Source organism: Anaerocolumna chitinilytica (assembly GCF_014218355.1).
GTDB lineage: Bacteria > Bacillota > Clostridia > Lachnospirales > Lachnospiraceae > Anaerocolumna > Anaerocolumna chitinilytica.
Window position 1 is genome coordinate 1604382 of sequence record NZ_AP023368.1, and the last position, 19560, is coordinate 1623941.

A 19560-nucleotide genomic window follows, 5' to 3' on the forward strand; every position below is an offset into this window, starting at 1 on the left:
GGAATTATTGATATGAAAGAGAAGAGTTTTGATAAAAATATTATTTTGGATGCCTTGGCTCAATCTTTTAAGAAACTTGACCCCAGAGTTCAGGTGCATAATCCGGTCATGTTGGTTGTATATATTGGAGCAGTATTTACCACATTGCTCTTTTTCCTTTCCTTTGCAGGAATTAGGGATGAGAGTGCAGGCTACACCTTTACCATATCAGTTATACTATGGTTTACCTGCCTTTTTGCCAACTTTGCAGAAGCAATTGCAGAAGGCAGAGGTCGTGCCCAGGCTCAGTCTTTAAGAAGTGCCAGAAAGGATGTTAAGGCAAAGAAGTTACTATCAGAAACAGATATCAGCAAATATACGGAAGTGTTGTCAAACAGTCTGAAAAAAGGTGACTTGGTTTATGTCAGTGCTGGCGAGCAGATTCCTATGGACGGAGAAGTTATAGATGGTGCCGCTTCTGTAGATGAGAGTGCTATAACCGGTGAATCTGCACCGGTAATCAGAGAATCCGGAGGTGACAGAAGCGCTGTTACAGGAGGTACTACACTGGTATCTGACTGGCTGATTATCCGTGTTACTGCGGAAGCGGGAGAAAGCTTTCTGGATAAAATGATTGCCATGGTGGAAGGTGCCGCCAGAAAGAAGACTCCCAATGAAATAGCCCTTCAGATTCTACTGGTAGCCTTGACTATTATATTCCTGGTGGTTACCGCCATGCTCCTGCCCTTTACGAATTTTGCCAGTAAGCAGGCGGGCAGCGGTGCTCCTGTATCCATTACGAATATTATTGCCTTATTGGTATGCCTTGCCCCCACTACAATTGGAGCGCTGTTGTCTTCCATCGGTATTGCCGGTATGAGCCGTTTAAACCAGGCAAATGTACTTGCTATGAGCGGAAGGGCAATTGAAGCTGCAGGTGATGTAGACGTATTACTTCTGGATAAGACCGGTACCATAACCCTTGGTAACCGCCAAGCCTGTGAATTTCTCCCGGTAAAAGGAGTAACGGAAGAAGAACTTGCCGATGCAGCTCAGTTATCTTCCATAGCCGATGAAACAGCAGAGGGACGAAGCATTGTGGTGCTGGCGAAAGAAAAGTTTGGCATAAGGGGAAGAGATTTATCTAAATTACAGGCAACCTTTATCGAATTTACTGCCAAGACCCGTATGAGCGGTATTGACTACCAGGGAAATGAAGTCAGAAAAGGAGCTGCGGAAGCTGTAAAGGATTATGTAACCGGAAAAGGCGGTACCTATACAGAGGAATGTGACAGAATCGTCAAAGAGATTGCAAAAGCCGGAGGAACACCTTTGGTAGTGGCAAAGAACGGGAAAGTTCTGGGTGTAATTTATCTAAAGGATATCGTGAAGAACGGGGTGAAAGAGCGCTTCGAAGACCTGCGTAAGATGGGAATCAAGACTATTATGATTACCGGAGATAATCCCATGACTGCGGCAGCAATTGCTGCGGAAGCAGGGGTGGACGACTTTTTAGCGGAGGCCACACCGGAGGCTAAGCTTACCCTAATCCGTGATTACCAGACAAAGGGGCACTTAGTTGCCATGACAGGTGACGGTACTAACGATGCTCCTGCTCTTGCCCAGGCAGATGTTGCAGTTGCCATGAACTCCGGCACTCAGGCTGCGAAGGAAGCCGGAAATATGGTGGATTTGGATTCCAATCCTACCAAGTTAATTGATATTGTGCGTATCGGAAAGCAGCTGCTAATGACCAGAGGTTCCCTTACTACCTTTTCTGTTGCCAATGACGTTGCCAAATATTTTGCTATTATACCCGTATTGTTCTTTACAATATACCCTCAGTTATCCGTACTGAATTTTATGGGTTTGACCAGCACATACAGCGCCATACTCTCTGCCATCATTTACAATGCCCTTATTATTATAGCTTTAATACCACTGGCTTTAAGAGGCGTTAAATACAGAGAGCTGCCGGCAGGAAAGCTCCTGCAGAGAAATCTTTTTATCTATGGTCTTGGTGGTATTATAGCACCGTTTATCGCAATTAAAGTGATTGATTTGTTACTGACCGCTTTTGGTCTTGTATAATGGAGGTATATAATTATGAAAAGCAGTAAAGGAGTTTTAAGACCGGCAATTGTGAGTCTTCTTCTGATGACAGTTCTGTGCGGAGTACTTTATACCGCAGCGGTAACCGGAATTGCGGGGATTTTCTTCCCTGCGAAAGCAGAGGGAAGTATTATTACGGTTACTTTAAAGGATGGCAGCAGGAAGGAATACGGCTCTGCACTTATTGCACAGGAATTTACAGAGGCAAAATATCTGATAGGCAGGCCTCTTGGTACCAGCAACCTTTCACCCACCAGTACAGAACAGAAGGAAATTATAGAAAAAAGAATAGACTGGTGGCACAACTTAGATCCGGACAATAGAAGAGATATCCCTTCTGATCTGGTAATGGCTTCTGCCAGCGGTGTTGACCCTAATATATCACCTGCAGCAGCGGATTATCAGGCAGAGAGAATTGCACAGGTGAGAGGTATAAAGGTTGAGGATGTAAAGAAACTAATCGATAAGTATACAACAGGTGCTTTTCTTGGTATCTTTGGTGAGAAAGCTGTAAATGTATTAAAGGTGAATTTGGCATTGGATGGATTGCTGTAAGAAATTCAAGAGAAAACAGCAAAAATCCTAAAATAAAGTACCAACAAATTTGAAGGTTGTAATATTTCTTTTAAAGATATCCACTTTCTTTATGTGGTATAATAAAATGAAATGAAATAGTTTAGAGAGTATCGCCAGTTAGGATGATTCGTTTAAAATTTATAATTATTTGAGCGCCAAAAGCCTTGCATCAATAGGAAGCACAGGCAAATTGTACAAAGCAAAAAGAACGAATGCGCCTATGGAAAGGCATTAGAAATCCTTTTCTCAGAAGATTTTGTGCTAATATGTCAAACACAAAATATTCAGAGAATTAGGATTTCTTATGCCTTGGAATCGAAGCATGAGTCTTTCTGTTTTGTACAATTTGCCGTCCCCTTTTGAAAACTGGCCTTTCGACCCAAATCATATGATTTTCACACGAAACTTTTAGAAAGGTATGGTTATTGGTATGGATAATCAGGATTACCGGCCGAGTCCCGAAATGTTATTAGAGAAAATAAAGGATGAGGAATATAGTGAAAGCGGAAAATTAAAGATCTTCTTTGGATATGCCGCAGGAGTAGGAAAGACCTATGCTATGCTGGATGAAGCAAAGGAACGCTTTCAATTGGGGGAGGATGTTCTGGTTGGGTATGTAGAACCCCATGAACGTCCGGAAACACTTCGGTTTTTGGAAGGGCTGCCGGTGCTTTCTCCAAGGACCATATCCTATAAGGGAATAGAACTAAAGGAATTCGACCTGGATGAAGCTCTGCGAAGGAAGCCGGGGCTGATACTGGTGGATGAGCTGGCTCATACCAATGCCGGCGGCTCCAGGAACCGGAAGCGTTATCAGGATGTAGAGGAGCTATTAAATGCCGGAATTGATGTATATACAACAGTAAATGTACAGCATCTTGAAAGTCTGAACAATGTGGTCGAAGATGTCACGAAGGTAAGTGTCAGGGAAACAGTGCCCGACTACCTATTCGACCGGGCAGATATGGTAAAGGTAATTGATATAGAACCGGAGGAGCTATTGCACCGCTTAAAGGAAGGCAAGGTCTACCGGGAAGAACGGGCTAAGACTGCTCTTAACAATTTCTTCACCATCGAAAATCTGCGGGTACTGCGGGAAATTGCACTTCGAAAAGCTACGGAGCGCATCAGCAATGAGAACCAGAATGAGTGGATGATGCAAGAAAAGGCAGCAAATACTAAGTTCCTGGTCTGCATAGGAGCTTCTCCTTCCTCTGCAAAGTGTCTTCGCTGGACGGCCAGGGCAGCAGAAGCCTTTCATTCCCATTGGACAGCAGTATATGTAGAAGAAGAGGAGTCGTGTAAAGAGCAGAAACAGGGACTCAGGGAAAATGTAGAACTGGCGGAGAAACTGGGAGCGGAGGTAAATACTCTCATAGGGCATGATATTGCACAGACTATTGCAGAATATGCCAGGTTATCCGGCATTACCAACATAGTAGTGGGAAAGAGCAGAAACAAAAAGACCATCAGCAGTCTTTTTGAGATGGATTTTGAGGACCGGCTGATATCCCTTCTTCCTAACGTAGAGATTCATATTATACCGGACAGTGCTATCAAAAAAAGATTTAACCCAAAAAGCAGCAAAAGCTTATTAAAACCTTCTATTATTGTTAAAAAAAGTGATATGTTTAAAATGACCGGAATCCTGCTAAGCGCTCTCTTACTATGTGAAGGGCTTCAGAAATTTAATTTTGGAGAGCAAAATGTTATAATGGTATTTATCTTATCGGTTTTGATTATTTCCAGAATCACAGAAGGATATTTTTATGGGGTGCTTGCCTCAGTGGTAAGCGTGCTGCTCTTTAATTTCTTTTTTACAGAACCTTACTTTACTTTTAATGCGATTGGCAATGGGTATCCCCTGACCTTTTCTATCATGCTGCTGGTAGCATTGATTACAAGTGCTTTGACGGTAAGAATCAAGACCCAGGCAAGGCTGGCGGTTGAGAGGGAACATCGGACGGAAGTAATGTATGAAATTAATAAAAAGCTTCTGGCAACAAGAGGAAGGGAGAATATTGTAGCGCTGGTCCTCGATTATGCAGTGAAACTTTTTGACAGGTCTGTTATACTGTATACAATAAATGAGAATGCAGAAATGACGGGAAGCTTTTTACAATCAAAAGAGGAAGAGGACGCTTCCTTCCTGAACTCAGAAGATGAAAAGGCGGTAGCTCATTGGGTATTTTTAAATAAAAAAAGAGCCGGAGCCGGAACAGATACTCTAATGGGAGCCGGAGCTTTTTACCAGCCAATCCTGATTCAGGGAAATGCACTGGCAGTAATCGGTCTTTCCTGTAAAGGAGGAATTCTGGATCATAACAACAGGCTGTTCCTAAGAATGATTTCACCTCTTGTTGCTATGGCACTGGAACGGCAGAGGTTAAGTGATGAGCAGAGAAACATATTGGTGGAGACAGAGAAGGAGAAAATGCGCAGCAATCTATTAAGAGCGATATCCCACGACCTGCGTACACCGCTTACCGGTATTTTAGGAGCTAGTTCAGCAATATTGGAGAATGAGGGGACTCTAAATCCAAAGGTTAACCATCAGTTGGTGGTTAATATCAAGGAAGATTCCCAATGGCTGATTCGTATGGTGGAGAACCTGCTGTCTGTCACCCGCATAAAAGAAGGCAGCATGAACGTAACGAAGACGCTGGAAGCCGGAGAGGAAGTAATTGCGGAAGCAGTAAGCAGAATCCGAATACGGTATCCGGGAAGAAATATCTTGGTGAAAGTACCGGATGAACTTCTGGAGATACCAATGGACGGCACCTTAATTGCTCAGGTAATCATCAATCTTTTGGAAAATGCCATCAAGCATTCAAATGAAGAGGAACTCATTGAAATACATCTGAGAAAACAGCAGGAACTGGCATTGTTTGAGGTATTGGATAACGGAAGGGGTATTCCCAAAGAGGATATTCCTTACCTCTTTGAGAGCTTTATACCTGGCAGTGAGAAGCCGTTGGATTCTTCCAGAGGCTTGGGCATCGGGCTCTCTATCTGCATGTCGATTATCAAAGCCCATAATGGCAGAATGGAAGCAGAAAACCGCAGTGAAGGAGGAGCTGCTTTCCGATTCTATCTCCCGCTTGAAGAAGGCATTCAATCATAAGGATTAGATAAGAAAGGAGTGAAGGAATATGGAACCTTTAATCTTAATAGTTGAAGATGATGAGACCATAGGTAATTTCATGTCTGCGGTTTTAAATGCTAACGGTTATAAGGTAATCAGATGTACCGGAGGCAAGGAGGCTATACAGATGAATGCCTCACATATTCCTGATCTGATACTGCTGGATTTGGGACTGCCGGATATGGATGGCCTTGAAGTTCTGAAAAATATACGTACATGGTCAAAGGTTCCGGTGGTGGTGGTTTCAGCCAGAGGCTATGAACGGGAAAAAGTAGAAGCACTTGATATGGAAGCAGACGATTATATTGTAAAACCCTTTGGTACCTCTGAGCTTCTTGCACGGATTCGGACTGCACTGCGGCATGGTGTTCAACGAGGAGAAGGAGAAGAAAGACAGGAAACAATTGTTAAGGTCGGAGAATTGGAAATCGATTTTGATAAAAGAATTGTTTCTATGGCCGGGGAGCGTGTTCATCTAACACCCATCGAATATAAGATTATGGCACTGCTCCTAAAGCATCCCGGAAAGGTATTGACCCATGATTATATCATAAAAGAAATCTGGGGACCATACGCCAATGAAAGCCGTACTCTTAGAGTGAATATGGCGAATATCCGCAGAAAGATTGAGAAAAATCCCGGTGAACCCCGGTATATTCTTACGGAAATGGGAGTCGGATACCGTTTAGCGGATAATATGAATTATTAGAAGGCATAATTCATAGTCAAGTACGCGCCTGCGAAATCCTCGGCGCGAACTTGAGGTGTATCGAGTAAGGTAGTTTATATATTAATCATAAGAATAAAACCATGGAATTTAACAGATATTAAAATATATTTTAAGTTTTAATAGATGGATTTGTACCTGCAGCTTTTACGGCGGGTATAGGAAAGGACATGGGATTTACTATGGATGCAAATGCAGAGTATTTGAACTATATTTATCAGAATGCGAAAATGGGAACAGATACCATAGGGCAGCTTCTGGAAATCGTAAAAGAGAAGGAGTTTCTAGAGGTATTGAATTCTCAATACAAAGAATATGAGGCAATCGAAAAGGAAGCAGAAAGGCTTCTAAAAGAAAACGGACAGGAAGAAAAGGACATCAGCTTGTTTCAGAAAGTATCAGCTTATATTATGATTAATGTTAAGACACTTACAGATAAATCAGCTTCTCACATTTCTGAAATGTTGATACAGGGCAGTACTATGGGAGTTATTGATATTATTAAGAATAACCGTAAGTATCAGGGAGCTCATGAAAATATCATACAGCTGGGACAACGGCTTTTAAAATTTGAAGAGAATAATATTAATGAATGCAAGATGTTCATTTAGAATTTCTTGATAGGATATTTAAGTGAGAAAAATCGAATAAATATTATGAAATATAGAATAATTTGACATTCGGACCATTCCGTTGATATAATAAAGCAGAATGTTTTAATATTGCAGAAATGGGGTGGATTAGCGGATGAATGCGAATTATCATTTCGGGGGCGGATATGGTAATAATTTCATGTTCGGCTTTGGCAGTATTTTTATTTTTTTAATATTTGCTATCGTAATTATAGGTATTATTTTTACAGTCATAACTATGGCTAAACAAGGAATTAAGAATAGTCAGTCACCGGTGCTATCTGTGGATGCTAAGGTAGTTGCCAAAAGAACGGATACAACGACGCATATGGATACCATAGATGATGGTATAAATACTAGCAGTAGCAGTACCTGGTACTATGCAACCTTCGAAGTAGAAAGCGGAGATCGTATGGAGTTTTCTATAAGGGGAGATGTTTACGGGATGCTGGCTGAAGGGGACAGCGGAAAATTAAAATTCCAGGGGACCAGATACCTAGAATTTGTAAGGCAGCTGTAATGGAAAGTATGGAAAATATTTATATAAATCGTGAAATAAGGATAAAAGAATACTTTAATGCATGGATAAATAATAATCCCTCCTGTCTGACAACTCTGTTTTCTTCCACCATTACTTATACGGAATGCTATGGTCCGGTGTATTATGGATTAGAACAGATAAATAAATGGTTTTTGGATTGGCATCTTAAGGGAGAGGTTATTGTCTGGGATATTAAACAGTTTATTCATCAGGAAGATACTATGGTAGTAGAATGGTATTTTGAATGTATCTATGAAAATTCCAGAGACGGATTTGATGGGATATCCCTTATTAAATTTGATGATTCAGGTAAAGTGCTCTCACTTAAGGAATTTCAGTCTAAGGCAGAGCATTATCTGCCTTATGCAGATTAATCGTATAAAGATACGGCCATGCAATGAGCGTATTACAGTAATTAATTTTACTGTAATACGTTTTTTTTAATAATGATATTTCTAGTAGACAATTTTGCCATTTCTGATTATGATAGAAGAAATAAATCAGGTGAAAATAAAATGAATAAATATGCCGTCAGTATGGTATAGACAGACTGAATTATCGGTTCAAAAGAGGAGCGGTTTAGCCATGGATTTAAGAGAGTATTTGAAAGAACATAAATTAATTACAGATGGTGCCATGGGTACTTATTATTCCAGGCTTTTAAATAATGACAATGCCGTATCGGAGTTCGGTAATATTACAGAAGAAGAAACCATTGTTAACATTCATAAAGCATACATGAAAGCAGGGGCAGCCCTAATACGTACAAATACCTTTGCCGCCAACAGACAGACCTTAGGGCAGACGAAAGAAGAGCAGGAACTTTTGATAAAAAAAGCCTATCAGCTTGCGAAAAGGGCGGTAGAAGAAGTATTAAAAGAGGAATCTTTCCCAGGGAATACGAAAGCTTTCAAAGGGAACAGGCAGGTCTATGTGGCCTGTAATATAGGCCCAATTCCGGAAAATGGGACAAAACCGGAGGAAGATATCCTTGCGGAATACCAGGATATCTGTGATGTCTTTCTGGAAGAGGGGGGAGAAGTGTTTCTTTTTGAGACCTTTTCCGATTTCTATTATCTAAAGAATTTGGTGAAATATATTAAAGAGAAAAAACCGGAAGCTTTTATCATAACGGATTTTTGCCTTAATAAGAATGGATTTACATCAAAGGGAATCAGTGCCAGGTCCATTCTGGAAACCATTGAAGAAACGAAGGAAATCGAAGCCGGTGGCTTTAATTGTGGAATAGGCTCCGGTCACATGTATCAGATATTAAAAAAGCTTACCCTGCCCGTTGGGAAGTTCATCTTTGCAATGCCAAATGCCGGATATCCCGAGCAATTTCGAAACCGCTTAATCTTTATGGATAATGAAGGATATTTCAGAGATAATATTCAAAGAATATGCAATCTTGGTGTTGATGCAGTGGGAGGGTGCTGTGGCACGACTCCGGATTTTATTGAAAATATGGCGGAAAAGCTTTTGCTGGATGATACTTTTCGAGGTGACAGGAAGGTGTTGGCAGGGATAAAAGAAGCCGGTATAGAAGTAAGGACGAATGAGTTTTATCAGAACTTTCAGGAAAAGAAGAAGGTAGTTGCAGTTGAGCTTGACCCGCCTTTTGATGCCAGCGATGAAGCAGTAATAGCCTGTGCACTTAAATTAAAGGATACCGGTACGGATATGATTACTATGGCGGATTCCCCTATGGGAAGAAGTCGTGTGGATTCCGTTCTTATGGCCTTAAAACTTCATAATGAAACAGGGCTTCCTGTCATGCCTCATATTTGCTGCAGGGATAAAAATATGATTGCCATGCGCTCGATGATTCTCGGCGCTTATCTTAATGGGATACGTAATCTCCTGGTGGTGACAGGGGATCCTATCCCAAGTGAACACAGACAATCCACAACCGGTGTCTTTGACTATAATTCTATACAGCTTATGAACTATGTAAAGGAAATGAACCGGGAGCATTTTTCAGGAGAACCGATCTATTACGGAGGAGCATTAAACTACGGCAGAGGTCCTATAGAGAAGGTAATAGAACGGATAGAGAGAAAAATAGAAGCGGGGGCTAAGTACTTTTTGACCCAGCCTGTATTTTCAGAAGAAGATATCAGAAGGCTGGAAGTAATCAGGTCAAAGGTAGATACGAAAATTTTATGCGGAATTATGCCTTTAGTAAGTTACCGGAATGCTAATTTTATTAAAAATGAAATCTCCGGTATTCATGTGCCGGATTGGGTAATTGAGAAGTATCGTCCTGATATGAGCAAGGAAGAGGCAGAATGGGTTGGGGCAGATATAGCCAGCTGTATTATTAAAGATTTAAGCAGTTTTGCAGACGGTTATTATTTTATGCTTCCCTTTAACCGGGTTAGCCTGATGGAAAAAATTAAAGTTCAGTAAGAGGGGAAGGTGCGAAATATGAGGGATGCACAGAATAATGTCATTGTCAGGGAATCCTTTTCCATGGCTTATATGGGAGGAGAGATATGGTTCTGCCAATTGGATGCCCTCTATGACAAAAAGGAACTTGTCATGGAGAAGTTTCACAGAGATTTGGAAGCAATAAAAAGACCTTCTGCAACTGGACTTGTAGGAATTAATATGAACCAGACTGAGATTGATAAGGATATGGCAGTGGAAATAACAAGATGCTTTAAAGACTTAAAAAAACTGCGAAAGGTTGTATTTATCGGAATAAACCGGAAAATCAAAAATGTGATTAAAACAGAATTACAGCTAAATGAGCAGGAGACAGGATTTGTCTATACGTTTATAAATGATTACGAGAAAGCAAAGCTTTGGCTGGTAGGAAAATAAAAAGCATGGAGGGTTGTTATGACAAAGGTTAAATTCAGAGAACTTACGAAGCAAAAAATAGTCCTGTTGGATGGAGCAACCGGCAGTAATATGCAGAAAGCGGGAATGCCCACAGGAGTCTGCCCGGAAGAATGGATGCTAGAGAATCCGCAAGTACTGATTAAGCTTCAAAAGGAATATATTAAAGCCGGTACGGATATCCTCTATGCACCTACCTTTACCGGAAACCGGATTAAGCTGACAGAATATGGGTTGGCTGACAAGATAGCAAGAATGAACCAGGAACTTGTAAAGTTATCCAAACAGGCTGTTGCGGAAGCGGCGGCAGAAATGAAAGAACCTAAAAAAGTTTATATAGCGGGAGACCTTACTATGACAGGGCAGCAGCTTTATCCGGTTGGGACTCTTAGGTTTGAAGAATTGGTAGAGGTTTATAAGGAGCAGATTGCCTACCTGCTGCTGGCAGGAGTGGATCTTTTTGTCATAGAAACTATGATGAGCCTTCAAGAATGCAGAGCAGCCCTATTAGCAGTAAAGGAGACCTGTGAGCTTCCGGTTATGATTACCTTGACTTTTAATGAAAATAATAAAACCCTTTACGGAACTGACCCCATAACAGCCATTACAGTCCTTCAGAAGATGGGGGTGGATGCCGTGGGTGTCAATTGTTCTACCGGTCCGGAAGGAATGGTTGAGATAGTAAAGGAAATGAAACGTTATGCTACAGTACCTGTCATTGCAAAGCCCAATGCAGGACTGCCGCAGTTAATAAATGATGAGACGGTATTTACCATGGACAGCGAGGAATTTACAAGAGAGACAGTCAAGCTTGTAGAAGCCGGTGCGGGAATTATAGGAGGCTGCTGCGGAACTACTCCAATTCATCTAAGTACGCTTCATAATGCTGTCCGGGATCTAACTCCACCCTCCAATACCCCTGAAAGAGAGCGGATACTGACTACGGAACGCCGAGCACTAAAGATACCGGATGGAGGCAAGTTCCTGATAATCGGAGAGAGGATTAATCCTACAGGGAAGAAAGCATTGCAGGAAGAACTGCGCCAGGGGGATTTTAAGCTGGTTACTGACTTCGCAAGAAAACAGGAAGAGGACGGTGCGGATATCCTGGATGTAAATATGGGCATGAACGGGATTGATGAAAAAGAAACCATGGTAAATGCGGTATTTGAAATTACCGGCTTTTCTAATCTGCCGCTGTGTATAGATTCCAGTCATGTAAAGGTAATTGAAGCAGCTCTTCGTATCTATCCCGGACGAGCACTTATTAATTCGATCTCCCTGGAAAAAGAGAAGATTGAAAAGCTTCTGCCCATTGCTAAAAAATATGGGGCTATGTTTATACTCCTGCCCCTATCGGATAAAGGACTTCCAAAGAATATAGAGGAAAAGAAGGAAATCATCCATACCATATTACAGGCAGCAGAAGAAAACGGGCTGGAAAGAGAAGATATAGTAGTTGACGGTCTTGTAAATACGGTAGGTGCTAATAAAGCAGCAGCTTTACAGACTCTTGAAACAATCCGGTATTGCAGAGAGGAACTGGGTCTGGCTACCGTAATCGGCCTTTCTAATATATCTTTTGGTTTACCGGAACGGCAGTTTGTTAACAGTACCTTTCTGGCACTGGCAATAAAGGAAGGGCTAACCATGGCTATTGCGAACCCCTCTCAGGAATTGTTAATGAACACTGCTTTTGCTGCAGATCTCTTATCTGCTAAGGAAGACGCTGATATTCGCTATATCAATAGGGTAACTGAAAGGCCTGGGGCAGTAATCACCCGAAAGGAAAATTCAGTCAAGGGAACCGGTAATTCTGAAAAGTCTGGAGAGACCTTAGAGAAAGAAGCCATAAACAAAAAGTCAGATATAGAGAATTTACCGGAAGCCCTAAAAACAAAAGCTTTTCAGCAGGTCTATGAAGCCGTAATAAAGGGGAAGAAACGGGATGTTATAAGTCTTGTTAAGGAAGCTATAACTGAAGGTGTAAGACCTTCATTTGTTTTGGATGAACTATTAATACCCGCTATTAATGAAGTAGGAAAACTATTTGATAAGCAGATCTATTTTCTTCCGCAGCTCATATCCTCGGCAGAGACTATGAAAACAGCCATTGATTATCTGGAACCCCTGCTGCAGGAAGGGGAAGAAAAAAAGAAAAAGCTTGCAACTGTGGTCATTGCAACAGTGTCAGGAGATGTTCATGATATTGGTAAAAACCTGGTAGTTCTGATGCTTAAAAACTATGGTTTTGATGTAATCGATCTTGGGAAAGATGTTTCTTCTGATAAAATTATTGAAACAGCAAAGGAACATGATGCGGATATTATTGCTTTATCTGCTCTTATGACAACTACCATGCTTGAGATGAAAAAGGTGATTGCCATGAAGAAGGAAGCAGGGTTGAAAGCCAAAGTTATCATCGGAGGAGCGGTAATTACCCAGAGCTATGCGGATGAAATCGGTGCAGATGGTTATGCAAAAGACGCCGGAGAGACAGTAACTGTAATAAAACGTTCGTTAGGGTTATGATTTTATTTGGTTGAGTGGTCTGTAGTTATAGAACTTTCAAAGTTTAAAGATTAATTTCGTGAAAAATAGAGGGATTACCAGACAGGAAGCTATATTCTGTTGGTAATCCCTTCCTTGTCAGGTTATATTCCTATCCATTAGTGGCATACTCTAACTGGATTTTGTGCATTATGAGAGCAAATTATCGTTGTGAAGAATTTTAATTATGGAATCTGCTATTTTTTAAAAGCTGTATTGACTTCATCTAAAAAAGAACTATAATAATCGTTGAACATCTCAATAGTTGAGCAATTCAACTAAATAACTTTTGACACAGAATAAGAGCTTGATAATGGAAGTTCTTAAGGAGGAAAGAATGATAATGGCAGATATACGGGACGACAGTAATCAGGAAGGAACGATGATACAAGAGCTTTTTACTTCTTTTAATAATGTACGCAAGCTTATGGGGAAGCTGCATAACAACAGAACACTTTATCCGGGGGAGTTTATGATGTTAGGAGCCATTAACCACGGTGTCTGTAAGCATGGGGGGCAGGATGTGAAGAATGAGGATATAAGGAAAGAGGGTGAACCTGGTATCCGTGTAAGCGAGCTCTGTAAGATGGTTCATTCTACCAAGTCTGCCACATCTAAAATGTTAAAAGGTCTTGAAGAGAAAAATTATATTGAAAGAATAACTGATACCAGGGACCGCAGGGTTGTTTATATCGTTCTGACGGAAACCGGAAAAAATATTATCCAGGATTCTACAAGACAACTACATGAATTTACGGATAAGACAGTAAAGAAAATGGGGGAAGACGACACCAAAACTCTGATTCTTATGCTTGGAAGGCTGTATGAAGCCATGAACCAGGTCTTAAAAGAAGCAAGAGAGGACGATGCCTCTTAATCCCGAATGCGACAGAAAACATATCAGAAAGGAGCAGCTATGTTAAAATTATTTAAGCTGTTAAAATCCTCATGGCCAATTATGCTGGTAGTCATTGCTCTTTTAGGACTACAGGCTTACTGTGATTTGACTCTTCCAACCTACACATCAGAAATTGTAGATGTGGGTATTCAGGGAGGGGGAATAAAGAGTGCAGTTCCTGAGGCAATAGAGGAAAACTATATGAAAGCAGTCCTGTACTTTGTTGAGGATAAGGACCAGCAGCAAGTTTTAGATTCCTATACCTTAGTTACCAAGGATTCCGTATCCGCGGAAGATTACAAGGACTATCTTGATAAATATCCTGCTCTTGAGAAGGAAAATATCTATGTATTAAAGGACTTAGACAAGGAGCAAAAAGACAGTCTGAATCAGATATTGGCTGATCCCATGTTAATTGTCGGCTCTTTGTCAATGGAAAGTGACACTACTGCGAAGTTAAAGGATGCAGTTGCTAAGATGGTTCCGGCTGAACTTCAAAGTGCTCCTTTAGTGGCAATGATAATTTCATTACCCAAAGAGCAGTCAGCTAAAATACTGGAACCTATTACAGATAAAATAAATGGTATACAGGATTCCTTAAAGAACCAGAGTGCGGCAGCAATTGTAAAATATCAGTACAAAGCGCTGGGAATGGATACAGACAAAATACAGACCAACTTTATTCTATTAACCGGATTAAAAATGCTTGGGTTAGCTCTTATAGCCATGATATCCACCGTATTGGTAGGCTTTTTTGCTTCCAGAATGGCTGCAAAACTGGGACGTGAGGCAAGAGGCCAGGTATTCAGAAAGGTTGTCAGCTTTTCGAATGCAGAATTTGACCATTTTTCTACCGCTTCACTCATTACAAGAAGTACGAATGATATCCAGCAGATCCAGGGAATGCTGGTATTCCTGATTCGAATCGTGTTCTATTCACCGATTCTTGCCATCGGAGGCATTGTAAAAGTACTTAATACCAATGTATCTATGACTTGGATTATTGCTCTGGCAGTCATTATTATAATCATAATTATCGGTACCTTGTTTATCGTAGCGATGCCGAAATTTAAGGCTATACAGAAATTAATCGACCGTATAAATCTCGTGACCAGAGAAATACTGACAGGACTCTCTGTAATTCGTGCTTTTCATAAGGAAAAACCGGAAGAAGCCAGATTTGACGTTGCAAATGTTAACTTAACAAAGACGAACCTTTTCGTAAATAGAGCTATGACGTTCATGATGCCCCTTATGATGCTTGTATTTAACGGTGTATCCGTTCTCATCATCTGGACCGGTGCTCATGGTGTTAATAACGGAGAGATGCAGGTTGGTGATCTGATGGCATTCTTACAGTATACCATGCAGATAATCATGTCCTTCCTGATGTTCTCAATGATATCCATTATGCTTCCAAGAGCAAGTGTTGCAGCAGGACGTATATGGGAGGTACTTAATTCAAAGGTAACAATTCATGATCCTTCCGTATCCAAGTCATTTGCACCGGATAAAAAAGGTTATGTGGAATTTAAATCTGTTAACTTTAAGTATTCCAATGCAGATGATAATGTATTAGATGACATCAGCTTTACAGCAGAACCAGGTAAGACAACAGCTATTATCGGAAGTACCGGAAGCGGTAAATCCACACTGGTGCATTTAATTCCGAGATTCTATGATGTAACCGGCGGAAGTATTTTAGTTGATGGTGTTGATATTAGAGATATAACCCAGCATGAATTACGTGATAAGATTGGTTTCGTACCTCAAAAGGGTGTACTTTTTACAGGAACCATCGAATCCAATATCAAATACGGTAAGCAAAATGCAAATGAAGATGAGATAAAGAAGGCTGCCCGTATTGCTCAGGCTACCGATTTTATCGAAGAAAAGACAGAGAAATACCAAACCCAGATTTCCCAGGGCGGCGGTAATGTATCCGGTGGACAAAAGCAAAGACTGTCCATTGCAAGAGCCATTGCAAAGGACCCGGAAATCTATATATTTGATGACAGTTTTTCCGCTTTGGATTATAAGACAGATGTGGCACTCCGTAAAGCTCTGAATGAAGAAATAAAGAATAGGACAATTATTATTGTGGCGCAAAGAATTTCGACGATTCTTCATGCAGATCAGATTATTGTATTGGATGAAGGCAAGATTGTCGGAAGAGGCACTCATAAAGAACTGTTAAAGAACTGTGATGTTTATAACCAGATTGCATTATCACAGTTGTCAAAGGAGGAATTGGCATATGAGTGATGAAAAAAATGTACAGACAGCACGCCCTGCTAGGGCTTCCAGAGGACCTATGGGCGGTGGCCCGGGGTTTCATGGACCTACAGAGAAAGCAAAGGATTTCAAAGGCTCCATATCAAAGTTAATTAAGTATATATCTTCCTATAAAATCAGCATTATCATAGCGATATTATTTGCAATCGGTAGTACAATATTTTTCATTGTAGGGCCAAAGATTCTGGGTCATGTTACCACAGATATCTTTTCAGGGCTGATGGGAAAATTACAGGGAACAGGAAGTATCGATTTTGACAAGATAGGAAGGACACTTCTAATACTTCTATGTCTATATGTGGTAAGTGCTTTCTTCTCCTTTGTTCAGGGGTACATCATGTCCGGTGTTACTCAGAAGATAACTTACAGAATGAGAAAAGAAATTTCTCAGAAGATAAACCGCATGCCAATGAATTACTTTGAAACAAAGACAGTCGGTGAAGTGTTATCAAGAGTAACCAATGATGTCGATACCTTAGGACAGAGCTTAAACCAGAGTATTACCCAGGTTATTACAGCAGTAACCCAAATTATCGGTATTACTATCATGATGATATCTATCAGCGGCAGAATGACTCTGGTTGCAATACTGACACTTCCGATTTCTTCTTTATTGATTGCTCTAATGATGAAGAAATCCCAGAAGTATTTTAAGTCTCAACAGGAATATCTGGGTCATGTAAATGGCCAGGTAGAGGAAGTATATTCCGGTCATAACATCGTAAAGGCATTTAATGGGGAAGGCCAGGTTATTGAAGAATTTGAAAAGGCTAATGGCACTCTTTATAATTCTGCCTGGAAGTCTCAGTTCTTATCCGGTATGATGATGCCTATTATGACTTTTGTAGGAAACCTCGGATATGTAGCAGTATCTATCTTAGGTGGTTATCTTGTAATTAAGAAGACCATCGAGGTTGGTGATATCCAGTCTTTTATACAGTATGTAAGAAGTTTTAACCAGCCTATTGCACAGATTGCACAGATATCTACCCAGCTTCAGCAGACAGCTGCGGCTGCAGAAAGAGTATTTGAATTCCTAAACGAAGAAGAAGAAGACCAATTCGCAGTGAATCCGGTAAATACGGAGACGGTAGACAGCAGAGTTGAATTTAATCATGTACACTTTGGTTATAACCCTGATAAGATTATTATCAATGATTTCTCCGCAAAGATAGAACCCGGACAAAAGATTGCCATTGTCGGACCTACCGGAGCCGGAAAGACTACTATGGTTAAACTCTTAATGCGCTTCTATGATGTAAATTCCGGTGAAATCTTAATTGACGGGCATAACATCAAGGACTTTAACCGCGGCGAACTTCGTCAGATGTTTGGTATGGTATTACAAGATACCTGGCTCTTTAACGGTTCTATTATGGAAAACATCCGTTACGGTAAAGCAGATGCTACGGATGAAGAAGTTATTGCAGCAGCTAAGGCAGCTCATGCTCATCACTTTATTCAGACACTTCCCGGAGGCTATCAGATGGAATTAAATGAAGAAGCCAGCAATGTATCCCAAGGTCAGAAACAGTTGTTAACCATTGCAAGAGCTATTCTGGCAGATCCTAAGATTCTTATCCTTGATGAAGCTACCAGCTCCGTTGATACCAGAACAGAAGTAAGAATTCAGAAGGCGATGGATAACCTGATGAAGGGAAGAACCAGCTTTGTTATCGCTCACAGATTATCAACCATCCGTGATGCTGACCTTATTCTTGTAATGAGGGATGGTGACATTGTAGAACAGGGCAGCCATGATGAGCTCTTAAAGCAGGGCGGCTTCTATGCAAGTCTCTATAATTCACAGTTTGAAGAGACCGCTTAAACAAGGGCTGAATAATACTTGCAAAATAACAAGAAATAGATTAACTTAATAGTAGGGATTTGGAAATTCCCTCTGACAAAATATCTTGAATAGGATATTTTGCAGGGGGATTTTTCTTGTAACTTTCATAATATGAAGGTAGCTGCTTTAGGTATTATGGTGTACCTTATATATTAACATTAAGAATAAGGAATAAAACTGAATTGTAAATTAATTATGGATTTCTAGAAAGGTATGGTGATTTGCTTGAGAAAACCAACAGTTTTTTTTATCAGTGTAATTTGTTTGTTAAGCGGAATTATACTGGGATTTTTATTATCTCCAGTTAAGTTTGGTCTTGGAAATGACTGCGGCAATACCACTAATAATTATTACAATAAAAAAGAACAAGAACAGCAGGATTAATAGCTGCTCCAATTCTACTTTGAAAATGAAAATATAACGGGTAGAGCAAATATGACATAGGGCTGTCAACTTTAGAAGTGTATTATATCTTCAGAATCTTATGTAGAAAAGGAGCTAACTTATGAATACGGAAGGAATACAAAAAGAAGCTGTTAGAGATGAAATAATAGAGTGGCTTTTGGAAGAGGAGAATCCGGAAGTAAGATACAGGACGCTGACGGAGTACTTAAAATATCCGAAAGAGAGTGTGGAAGTGCGGCAGGCAAAAGCTGCACTTTTTATGGCGCCTATCTTTAAAAATGCAATGAACTTATTAAAAGAAGAGAAAGTCTGGCCAAGATACGATGCGCTGACTTCCTTTGCGGAGTGGGGACTGACCAGAGAAGAGCTTGCGATTGATGAGGATGTCAGAAGATTAATCGATGACACCGGTTTTCACCCTATGTGCGGGGAGGCTCTCTTACTGCGAAATCTTGTGAAATTAGGATATGAAGAGTGGGATGAGGTTAAAACTGAAATATATTCTGCCCTTGATAAAATAAAGGAAGATGGCGGATTTGGCTGTATCAGTAAAAATAAAAAAATAAATGATCCCAAGCTGCCTCATAAAAGTTGTGCCAGAATAACCGCCAATTACCTCCTTTTAATAGCAGAAATGAAGCTAAAAGAAATGAAAATACCCTGTGAAGAGGAGCTGGTGCATTACTTTCTAAAGCGAAACCTGGTCTTTCGGACAGATAATCCTCAAAGAGTAGTGGTAGAGGGAATGGAAGATACCTATTATCCGCCAGATGCCATAAAGACAGGAATTCAGAATCTGCTCTACGCAATTCATATATTGGGTAGGAGTACTGATAATAGTTGCAAGATTGCCTACGAATATCTTCATTCAAAGAGATTGGAAGACGGCAGATATGTACTGGGAAAAACGAAAACAAATCCATCTTTTAAAGCAGGAAAGATAGGGAAAGCAAATAAGTGGGTGACGCTGTATGCGCTAATGGCCGAGGAGCCTTAATGATTTC

General features: G+C 40.5%; 15 protein-coding genes. All 15 read left to right on the plus strand.

Translation table 11 applies throughout. The annotated features are described in order from the left end of the window. Positions 1-12 precede the first annotated feature (12 nt). Positions 13-2070 (plus strand): potassium-transporting ATPase subunit KdpB, encoded by a 2058-nt coding sequence (gene kdpB, locus bsdcttw_RS06935; RefSeq protein ID WP_185258655.1) that lies wholly within the window; start codon positions 13-15, stop codon positions 2068-2070. A gap of 15 nt (positions 2071-2085) precedes the next feature. Continuing rightward, the gene (kdpC, locus tag bsdcttw_RS06940; RefSeq protein WP_185258656.1) at positions 2086-2646 is read left to right on the plus strand and encodes a K(+)-transporting ATPase subunit C; all 561 of its coding nucleotides are present in this window, start codon (positions 2086-2088) and stop codon (positions 2644-2646) included. Between the two features lie 451 nt (positions 2647-3097). Further along, positions 3098-5791, plus strand: a complete 2694-nt coding sequence (locus bsdcttw_RS06945) for a sensor histidine kinase (RefSeq protein WP_185258657.1) — start codon at positions 3098-3100, stop codon at positions 5789-5791. A 28-nt stretch (positions 5792-5819) separates the two neighbouring features. Further along, entirely contained in the window at positions 5820-6521 is a 702-nt protein-coding gene (locus bsdcttw_RS06950; protein WP_185258658.1) for a response regulator, read from the plus strand. A gap of 188 nt (positions 6522-6709) precedes the next feature. Continuing rightward, complete coding sequence (locus tag bsdcttw_RS06955) at positions 6710-7150, plus strand: hypothetical protein (protein ID WP_225903809.1); 441 nt, start codon at positions 6710-6712, stop codon at positions 7148-7150. Positions 7151-7286: 136 nt separating this feature from the next. Then, complete coding sequence (locus tag bsdcttw_RS06960) at positions 7287-7691, plus strand: DUF2500 domain-containing protein (protein WP_225903810.1); 405 nt, start codon at positions 7287-7289, stop codon at positions 7689-7691. Next, the gene (locus tag bsdcttw_RS06965; protein WP_225903811.1) at positions 7691-8086 is read left to right on the plus strand and encodes a nuclear transport factor 2 family protein; all 396 of its coding nucleotides are present in this window, start codon (positions 7691-7693) and stop codon (positions 8084-8086) included. The genes bsdcttw_RS06960 and bsdcttw_RS06965 overlap by 1 nt, the downstream gene beginning before the upstream one ends. Positions 8087-8297: 211 nt before the next feature. Beyond that, positions 8298-10124 carry a bifunctional homocysteine S-methyltransferase/methylenetetrahydrofolate reductase gene (locus tag bsdcttw_RS06970; RefSeq protein ID WP_207726504.1) on the plus strand — a complete coding sequence of 609 codons (1827 nt, stop codon included), beginning with the start codon at positions 8298-8300 and terminating at the stop codon, positions 10122-10124. An 18-nt stretch (positions 10125-10142) separates the two neighbouring features. After that, on the plus strand, positions 10143-10541 hold the full coding sequence (locus bsdcttw_RS06975) for a hypothetical protein (protein ID WP_185258660.1): 399 nt from the start codon (positions 10143-10145) through the stop codon (positions 10539-10541). Between the two features lie 18 nt (positions 10542-10559). Then, a complete protein-coding gene (locus bsdcttw_RS06980; protein WP_185258661.1) occupies positions 10560-13091 on the plus strand; it encodes a homocysteine S-methyltransferase family protein in 2532 nt (843 codons plus the stop codon). A gap of 355 nt (positions 13092-13446) precedes the next feature. Then, positions 13447-13986 carry a MarR family winged helix-turn-helix transcriptional regulator gene (locus bsdcttw_RS06985; protein ID WP_185258662.1) on the plus strand — a complete coding sequence of 180 codons (540 nt, stop codon included), beginning with the start codon at positions 13447-13449 and terminating at the stop codon, positions 13984-13986. A 39-nt stretch (positions 13987-14025) separates the two neighbouring features. Further along, positions 14026-16272: an ABC transporter ATP-binding protein gene (locus tag bsdcttw_RS06990; RefSeq protein ID WP_185259740.1), complete on the plus strand. Its 2247-nt coding sequence runs from the start codon at positions 14026-14028 to the stop codon at positions 16270-16272. After that, complete coding sequence (locus tag bsdcttw_RS06995) at positions 16265-18130, plus strand: ABC transporter ATP-binding protein (protein ID WP_185258663.1); 1866 nt, start codon at positions 16265-16267, stop codon at positions 18128-18130. The genes bsdcttw_RS06990 and bsdcttw_RS06995 overlap by 8 nt, the downstream gene beginning before the upstream one ends. A 246-nt stretch (positions 18131-18376) precedes the next feature. Further along, positions 18377-18535, plus strand: a complete 159-nt coding sequence (locus bsdcttw_RS07000; protein ID WP_185258664.1) for a hypothetical protein — start codon at positions 18377-18379, stop codon at positions 18533-18535. Between the two features lie 121 nt (positions 18536-18656). Then, complete coding sequence (locus tag bsdcttw_RS07005) at positions 18657-19553, plus strand: hypothetical protein (RefSeq protein ID WP_185258665.1); 897 nt, start codon at positions 18657-18659, stop codon at positions 19551-19553. The last annotated feature ends 7 nt before the right edge of the window (positions 19554-19560 follow it).